The organism is Sporomusa sp. GT1 (assembly GCF_014634905.1).
In the GTDB taxonomy this organism is placed as follows: domain Bacteria; phylum Bacillota; class Negativicutes; order Sporomusales; family Sporomusaceae; genus Sporomusa; species Sporomusa sphaeroides.
Map to the genome: position 1 here is coordinate 1 of NZ_BMBX01000047.1, position 8,468 is coordinate 8,468.

General features: G+C 34.4%; 9 protein-coding genes. 5 read left to right on the top strand and 4 right to left on the bottom strand.

The features are described 5' to 3' along the window. Window positions 1–188: hypothetical protein (locus GT1_RS22440; protein ID WP_223226432.1), on the top strand; the 188-nt coding region annotated here is incomplete at its 5' end. Between the two features lie 40 nt (window positions 189–228). Here the strand turns inward: GT1_RS22440 and GT1_RS21490 are convergent. Next, window positions 229–1,839 (bottom strand): IS1182 family transposase, encoded by a 1,611-nt coding sequence (locus tag GT1_RS21490; RefSeq protein ID WP_255430473.1) that lies wholly within the window; start codon window positions 1,837–1,839, stop codon window positions 229–231. A 124-nt stretch (window positions 1,840–1,963) separates the two neighbouring features. Further along, window positions 1,964–2,386 carry a GNAT family N-acetyltransferase gene (locus tag GT1_RS21495; protein ID WP_188400434.1) on the bottom strand — a complete coding sequence of 141 codons (423 nt, stop codon included), beginning with the start codon at window positions 2,384–2,386 and terminating at the stop codon, window positions 1,964–1,966. A 1,298-nt stretch (window positions 2,387–3,684) separates the two neighbouring features. On the opposite strand from GT1_RS21495, the gene GT1_RS21500 reads away from it, so the two are divergent. Genes GT1_RS21500 through GT1_RS21510 form a run of 3 tightly spaced genes read left to right on the top strand, consistent with a single transcriptional unit; the run spans window position 3,685 to window position 6,282 of the window. After that, on the top strand, window positions 3,685–4,623 hold the full coding sequence (locus GT1_RS21500; RefSeq protein WP_188400435.1) for a hypothetical protein: 939 nt from the start codon (window positions 3,685–3,687) through the stop codon (window positions 4,621–4,623). A 54-nt stretch (window positions 4,624–4,677) separates the two neighbouring features. Next, the gene (locus GT1_RS21505) at window positions 4,678–5,283 is read left to right on the top strand and encodes a hypothetical protein (protein WP_188400436.1); all 606 of its coding nucleotides are present in this window, start codon (window positions 4,678–4,680) and stop codon (window positions 5,281–5,283) included. A gap of 3 nt (window positions 5,284–5,286) precedes the next feature. Beyond that, on the top strand, window positions 5,287–6,282 hold the full coding sequence (locus tag GT1_RS21510; protein ID WP_188400437.1) for a nucleoid-associated protein: 996 nt from the start codon (window positions 5,287–5,289) through the stop codon (window positions 6,280–6,282). 121 nt (window positions 6,283–6,403) lie between these two features. Here the strand turns inward: GT1_RS21510 and GT1_RS21515 are convergent, their stop codons facing one another. Further along, on the bottom strand, window positions 6,404–6,898 hold the full coding sequence (locus tag GT1_RS21515) for a hypothetical protein (RefSeq protein ID WP_188400438.1): 495 nt from the start codon (window positions 6,896–6,898) through the stop codon (window positions 6,404–6,406). A gap of 325 nt (window positions 6,899–7,223) precedes the next feature. Then, window positions 7,224–7,391 carry a helix-turn-helix transcriptional regulator gene (locus GT1_RS21520; RefSeq protein WP_223226433.1) on the bottom strand — a complete coding sequence of 56 codons (168 nt, stop codon included), beginning with the start codon at window positions 7,389–7,391 and terminating at the stop codon, window positions 7,224–7,226. Between GT1_RS21520 and GT1_RS21525 the strand changes: the two genes are divergently transcribed. After that, window positions 7,385–8,284: a DUF3696 domain-containing protein gene (locus GT1_RS21525; RefSeq protein WP_223226434.1), complete on the top strand. Its 900-nt coding sequence runs from the start codon at window positions 7,385–7,387 to the stop codon at window positions 8,282–8,284. The two genes, GT1_RS21520 and GT1_RS21525, sit on opposite strands and share 7 nt — an antisense overlap. Window positions 8,285–8,468: the final 184 nt, after the last annotated feature.

Sequence of the window (8,468 nt, forward strand, 5' to 3'; positions counted from 1 at the left end):
CATTAATTACTTTATACGCAGCACAAAATCGTGATATATTGGCGATTTCACAGGAAAAGAGGGTGTCGCAAAACGCTTTATCAGAAAAGCGTACTGCAGCCCTCTTTTTTTGTATGAGTATGCAGAATATAGGTAGGCAACTCCCAAAAAATAGAAGCGTTAAGTGGTTTGTAGGCATAACAAACTAGAGGAAGTCTCTTCCCCGAAAGACATATCTGGATAGAGTCGTCAGGAAGCTTTAGGAATATGCAAATACGTTCCACAACGTCCACTTTGGATTTTGTTGTGGAGTTTGTTTAGGTTGTATCCCATGCACAATAGCAGAAATTCGGTCTTTACCTTCACGCTGCCTCTCATCAGAAAGCGCCGGAAGCCCATATCTTGCTTGAGTACTCCAAAGGCTCCCTCTACTTGAATAGACCGGTTGATGCGCAGCAGAATTCCTTCTTCGCTTTGAATGCGCGTCTGCATTTCTTGACGCTGCCGCAGAAAGGTTTTGGATACATACAGGTTCTTGCTCCGCTCTTCAAGCGGCGTCTTGCTTTTCCCCTTAATGCACCGGGCTTTATGCGGGCAGCCTGTGCACTCGGTACAGGTGTAGACTGTTGTCACGATAGCATAGCCCGCCTTAGAACGGGTCTTTTTCTCATACGCCGCCTGGATGGGGTGACCCCTGTGGCAACGGTAACTATCGCTACTCTCATCGTATGGCATATTTTCCCGCCGGCCAATGTCGCTCTTGTATTTGCGGGTTTTGGCCTTGTCGTGATTGGCCGGTTTAATAAACGCCGTCAGGTCGTTTTTTTCGCACCAGGTGTAGTTTTCCTCACTCTCAAAGCCTGCGTCTGCCACAGGCTTGGTATAGCCCAGTCCCTGAAGTGTTGTTAGCATCTCAATTAAGGTTTGGCTGTCGCTTCGTTCCTGAGAAATCATGGCGGATACGATATATTCGGCATCTACCGCCAAGGTGGCATTGTAGCCGGGTTTTAACTGCCCGTTCTTCATGTGGTCTTCTTTCATCCGCAAGAAGGTGGCGTCCCGGTCGGTTTTTGAAAAGCTGTTTCGTTCTCCGAAGCTGTGGTTGTAGTCGTCATATTTTTTCTGTCGGGTCAGATATTGTTCCACTGTTTCCACCGCCCTTTGTAGCGTGCTCTTACGCTGACCCTTACCGTGGACAAAGACGATCCTTTGCTGTGCTTGCAACACTTTGAGCCGTTTGCGCAGTTTTTTCAGGTCTTTGGCCTTTATCGTCTGGCCGGCGTGAAAGCGCAGTCCCAACTTTGCTGCCAGTACCGGCAGTTCTGCTTTCATTTTGGCCTGCATCTTTTGTGCATTGCTTTGCGTTGATTTCTTCCAGACAAAGCTGTAGCGATTGGCATTGGCCTCTAGCTTTGTGCCATCGATAAATGCGCTTGACAATGACAATTCACCTGCAACAGCCAACTGCTCAACAAGCTGAGCGAACAGATCGTCGAGTACTTCAGTCAGTCGTTCACTGCGAAACCGGGCAATGGTCGCATGATCGGGTGCTTTTTCCCGGGCCAACAAATACATGAAGTTGACATCCCGCCGACAGGCCTGTTCTATCTTTCGACTGGAATAGATGCCGTTCATGTAGCCATATACTAGGATTTTGAATAGACGTTTCGGTGATCTCTCGATTCTACCCATCCGGGAGTACGCGGCCACTAATTTGCTGTAATCCATCCTCTCCAATACCGCGCTGAGTAGGCGCACCGAGTCGTCTGCCGGGATCATTTCTCCGATGTCCATCGGCAAAACCAGTTGATATATATTTCCGTCTGATGTATAATTTGTTTGTAATTTTTCGGTTCTCACAAACTGATTTTACAACAAAAAAATGGCTCCCGACTACTGTCGGTTGCCATTTTTTTGTTGTAAAAGGGGTTGCTTACTGCGACAGCCCCTATATTTATGGTGTAATGCAACGTAGAAAAGCTTATCAGGTGTGTGAGAATAATTTACACGGGATGGTTAAAAACACATCATTATTAACCTTAAACCCATGTTTCACGTAATAACTTGATATTGTTTCTGTTGTTTGGACTAACCATTCCGAGTTTGGGAAATGCTCAATGCAGCGTTTTACCAATTCTTTGCCGATTCCCTTGTTTTGAAATTCTGGTAAAACCAACAGATCATAAATTATAGACCTAAACATTTTATCACTCAATACCCGCACTGCCCCAATTAAACGCTCATTTTCCCATGCTGAAATTACAAGCGTTGAATTAATGAACGGGATATTATAATTTCTTATCATATCTGAAGTCTCTGAGCCATTTGACCAACCTACAGACATAAATAATTTATGTAATTGTTCAGATGGTAAATCTTTTTTCGTGTCATTATAAATAATATCCATACTTTTCTATCCTTCTGATAATATAAATTTCTACACTTCACATTATCCCGAACAAGTTATCTACATCATAGCATGATAATATAAGTAGGGAAAGTGAGAGCGTGAGTCCTAATGAACAGAATCGAGCATTCAAAGCTGTTAATTGATCGGATTGTATATGATCGGGAGGATAAAGTAATACGCAGGATGAAGAAAAAAGAATGTAGTGCAATGCGGCAATTATCATGGGGTTACAGGAATATTGAAAAGTGTAATAGGTATAGAATGAAACAAAATGGGACAGTGAACCTGTCCCCGTGTCCCTTCTCAGTTTTACTCAGCTATAGGATTCGGGTTATCTCTACAAAAGGCATTCAATCAGGCTAAGGCAGCGCTTATGTTAGAAGGAATTACTGAAGAAGGAACACCAGAACTTTATATAAAAGAAGGCTTGGATGCTGATGAAATATTTATTGTTAGACCGTAGTTAATGTTAAAAAACAATAATTATTTTTGATATTTATTATCAAGATATACGAGTTAAATTCACTTAACTCGGCGGCAAAACAGCTTAGAAAATTTGATAAACCGGTTAAACCTAAAATCATAGATGCTCTTGAAAAATAGCTCAAAATCCGTTTGCAGGAGAGTGGTTAAAAGGCGATTTATTGGAATTATATTCGTATCATTTAAACGCAATTAGTGTCGAATACCGGATAGCTTATTAAATCAAAGAGCAGGAAGTAGTAGTAATTATGCAGATCGGAACACGGGAGAACTTCTATAATGAGTTGAAGAAAAGAATAAAGTAAGTAACATACCAGTTGGTGATTAAGGTTTTAGATTGAAGAAAAATTATTGTACCAACGATTGCCTCATGTTTTTTTACGCTCTTTGGCATGGTATGGAGTAATACTGAGATACCGACAAGCCTGATAAATACTAGTTTTAAGGGATCGGGTAGTGACATGTTCTGGTACAATTTAATGGCATATACTAGAACAAGAGAATACCTGCGAAGCCAGTAAAATCAAGGTGTTCCACTTTTTACATAACAATGGTGTCATGTACATTAAAGCAATTTTGTTTAATCTGGTAGAGTTCACTCTTTTACAACATAACAATTCGAGAAAAAGATAAATGCAGCCTCCTGCACCCTTAAAGGAGGCACTTATCTTGAACGATACCAGTAGAATAATGAAAACCCTGCTATATTTTGTATGGATATGGCAGGATTTTCGTCATTCTATGGTAAATATTATAATATTATTATTGGGTAAGAAATGTTAAATTTATAATATTGCAGGGAGGACATTCAATTGGAAGAAAAGCGCATGATTGTTGCAAATTTTAATGTAGTCTTTGGAACAAAAGAGGAACCATTACTTAAATATTTTGATACTATTATGCTACCTGCATTAAAAAGTGAATTTATTAGAAAAAAAGGCGATAGTGAGTATGTTTTTCTAAATATTTCTGTTACTGAAGTTGACAAAGATGATTTCGTATTGACAGGAATTATAGTTAGGGAAACTGCAATTGAAATTAAATCCAAATTTGCTAACGGAAATCTTATTAGTACAGATGAATTACATCCAACTGCGCCATATTCTTTATTTGTTATATTTTTAAAAAACCATCGAATGGTATTAGTTAAAAATCAAAAAGGCAGTCCTGATTTAAGAAGTTTTTCAGCGACAGTTAAATATTTCTTTAAAACATTTATTCGAAGTGAAAACGCAAAACGAAAAAAGTTAAAGATGGAACTTTTGCCATATCCAACAATTAACATTGTTGGAATTCCTATAAAAAGTTCCATTGAAGAAGCTCTTAGAAAGGTAGCAAAAATTAACAAATTAAGACTTAGATTTTATCCTCTAAATGGAGATCTTGATTTTTCTGGTTTGTTTGAAGGAATGACTACGGATTTACGAAAAACAGTAGGAAGTAAAACTGGGTTTATTGATTTAAACACACCGACATCAACTGATGGTATTATTAAAGTACTTACTGCAGCTCAAGGAACCGTTAATCCGATTTTTTCAGTTACATATCCCGACAAAAAGACAGGGACAATAAAAAATAAAGAAATATCCGAAAGTATGAATGTTGCAATTGAAACAACAAATAGTATACCAGAAGTGATTCAAGATATAGTAAATAAATCAAAAGGATTAGAAAGCATTACAAGCATAACTGAGTCTAATCAAAAAATTTATAATGAGCATTTACCACTAATAAAAGATAATATAAAATAACTATTAGTGTGTAAAAATAAGTAAGTTGGTGAATAAATGAGGCCAGAAATAGATTTGAAAAATATAGAAAATTTGTTTTCAAAACGTTCATCAACACAAATTTTTAAAAGTGCTTTTAAGGAGATATTACCATGTAAGGGTACATGGTTTTCTTTTACGCTAATTATAGTTTTAATTGGGGTTCCATCCTGCGTAATTGGTTTTTCAGATAAAACGATTGAATTTTTCATTGCTTCGGTGGAAATCTTGAATAATATTATATTAGCTCTTTTTGCAGTTGTTTTTACCGGTTACGCTTTTTTCCAAGCGCTAATAAATAAAGAATTTCTTGTTAGACTATTATCTAATACAAATGGTAAAAAAAGTAAATTACAAGAAAGTAATGAATACTTCGCAAACGTGATGATGCTAGATGTTTTTGCTATAATTTCCAATGCATTTTTACTTATTACATTTAAAAGTATCCCAAATGAATTTTGTTTATTTAGCGAGAATTGGATTAATAATATTTTAGCTATATTATTAATTTGGATTTATTTTTCATTAATGTTTTTAATCATATGGGAAATGAAAAGTTTCGTTTATAATGCATTTCAATTATTTAATGCACATGCAGGAGCAAAAGCAATAACCTTACTTAAAGATGAAAAGGAAGAATAAAAAATGGATTATAAAATTCAAAAAGCTATTTTGCACATAATGGGTAATAATGGTATACCACCAGTTTATTCTCAAAAAGAATTAGACTTAACGGAAGCAACGGTTTCTGATTTTATTGTTATGCATGTAAAAAAAATATATTATGACGATTCTAGTAAGAAAGGAATATTTAACAGAAATGCATTTATATTATCTGAGTTGAATAATTTACAGACATCCTTTACAGATACTAGTATTGTTATTGCAGATCATTTATATAATATAATGAAAACTCATTGTGAAATACCAAGTGCAGATTTATTAATTGTATTAATGCTAATTGATGAAATACCATATATTGCAATAATTAAATTTAATTATAAAGAAGGATACACCCATTATGTTGATTATGATGAGGATGGAACTAATAATAAAATAATTGTACATAAAGTTCTTTTTGCTTCGGAGGGTCAAAAGAATGATGAAGGTGTATTAGTAAATTTAAACGATTATTCTCTTTTTTTAGTGGAAAAACCTTATAGAATAGATGGAGAACATAAATTTTATTTTTCTGAAATGTTTTTGGAGTGCAAAACAGATTTGTCACGAAAAGAAAGTGTGAAAGTTATTAGTGAAGTTGCTCGGGATATTACAAAGCAATACTATAATGATAATTTTCAAAAAATTTCAGATGTAAAATCAGCGATTTATGATAATATCGAAATAGAGGGAAGCATAAATATTGATACTATAGCAGAAACCTGCTTTGAGGATAACCATGCAGTTCAAGAGGAATATATTCAGAAATTAAGACAAGCAGGTGTTGCAAATACTATTGAATTTTCAGGAGATTCGCCTGAAAGGAAATTTAGTAAACAAAAGATAAAAACTGATAACGGAATTGAGATAACTATGCCTGTAGATGTTTATAAGAATAAAGATGCTGTAGAATTTAATAATAATGCAGATGGAACAATATCTATTATTTTAAAAAATATTAATCGAATTACTAGTAAATGATAATGACTTATGTTTACAAAAGTCAACCCATTTTGGCGGTGTATTTTACTTCGCATAAAAAATTGTCGTCTAGGAGTCTGTCTGGTGGAAACGGTAAGCGTATTTAACCGTTTCATAAAATTTAGTTTTGTAGATGAGCATCAATGATGTCAAAAGCAACTCGCTTAGCTTTACTTAATGAGTTAATTTTCCAAGTCTGTTTTCCATTGAAAATTATTCCATATTCATCTTTCTTAAATTTACTTGACATAATAGTGATGTAGTAGCCTTTAAATTTTAATGTATAATTACCATTTGGACGTAAAGTCCACTTTTTTTTCATAAATGTGGCTAACCGACTATATTTATTACGAAGAGCTTTTTCACGCAATCGAGGATTGGCATAGTCTTCTTCCATCTTTTCGGCACAGCTACATCCGACTCGTAATTGTCCATCAAATTCAGGATGTTCCATAATATGAACATATCTAATACCTTCATGATTGCACATTTCGCAATTCTCATAATAATCTTTGCGTTCATCTGCATCCAAATCCTCTAAATCAGCACCTAGGTCTTCCATGAAAATGCAAGTCCAGCCTTTGTGTGGAATGCCTGATTTATCCCAAAGAGCCATAAAAATCATTCCCCTCGTAATGATTTTCCTATGTATAGGGTTTCAAAAAATTATTTACTTTAGTAAATGGGAAAATAAAATCGTCAAACTAACTTTTTATTTCTATCACCATTCTCAATCTTAACTTAAATCGTCCTTATTTATTGTTGCCTCCTGAGAAGAAATCGAAATAAGGAATAATATTGGGAGATTATATTTTCATAATTATACCATATTGAAACTGGTTTCTCCATTCGTTGTCTTTTTTACGAAAAAGAAGATTGTTCGTTTAATGGCAAGACACGGAAACTAACAGCGATATCTCAACTTATGTGAGATATCGCTGTTAGTTATTTTCTTCAGTTGGCATGAAAAACTTGATTACATCAACATCTAAGCCATCCGCGATAGCAAATAGAACATCAAGAGAAAAAGCCTTGGTAGAATTAGGAGCTTCTATCTTCGATAAATAGCTTTTACTAATACCAATTTTATCTGCTAATTCATTTGCCAAATCAATTTGGCGAAATAAAAGAAGGATCAATACCTTGTACATGTTATTTTTCTGGACTTCAATTAGTAAATATTTATGCGCAAAATGATACTTTTTCAGAAATTTATGATGTCCTTACAAATATTACATCAATGGTTCAAATAATTGCTCAACAATATAAATTAATATCATATATTGGTCCTTTAAGAGAAGCCCCAGCAAGAAAATACATATTTGATAATGAAATAGTGGATATCGGTATTAGAGGAGAGAATGCGCCGTATATTTTTGCTACTGAAGATTATTTAACAAAACGTGCCAATATAATTTATGAATCAGATAAACTTGATATTAGGAGAATGGATCGCTCTTTTAGAGAGCAAGTAGTTATGTGGTTGAAGTATTTGGGTATCCAGAATTTGAGACTTGGAAACAATGATGAGATAATCAGTTTGCATATTGATAATGATAATATTGCTGACGTTGGTTTTGGGGTAAGCCAGGCATTGCCGATAATAATCGAAGGAGTAAGACTGAATAAAGATTCTATGTTAATTCTTGAACAACCTGAAATTCATTTACATCCCAAGATGCAAATGAGAATCGCTGACTTTTTTATTGTTATGGCGTTGTCTGGCAAACAATTAATAATTGAAACTCATAGTGATCATATGATAAATAGGATTGTCAGAAGGATCATGGAAGATGAACGAAATAATTTATCAAATTTAATTAATATATATTTTGTTAGCCAGCAGGATCGAGAATCAATGATTGAGAAGATTAAAATTGATAAAATTAAAGGTATTATTTCGTGGCCAGAAGATTTTTTTGATCAATATGCTACAGAAACTGAAAGTATTATTCAAGTTGGATTTGAAAATTTAATAAAAAAGAATACAAAAGATAGATGATTAATGGAGACTATAATGAAAATAGTTTTGGAACCCAATCTCTATATATTAAATTCGGATAACATTGGAAATGAAGAAGCGGAAATGAGACATTATTTATACTTTAATAAAGTATTAAGTTTTATTGATTTATACAAAATTTCACCAATTATTTGTACGGATTTATTCCACGCTGAAATTAAAA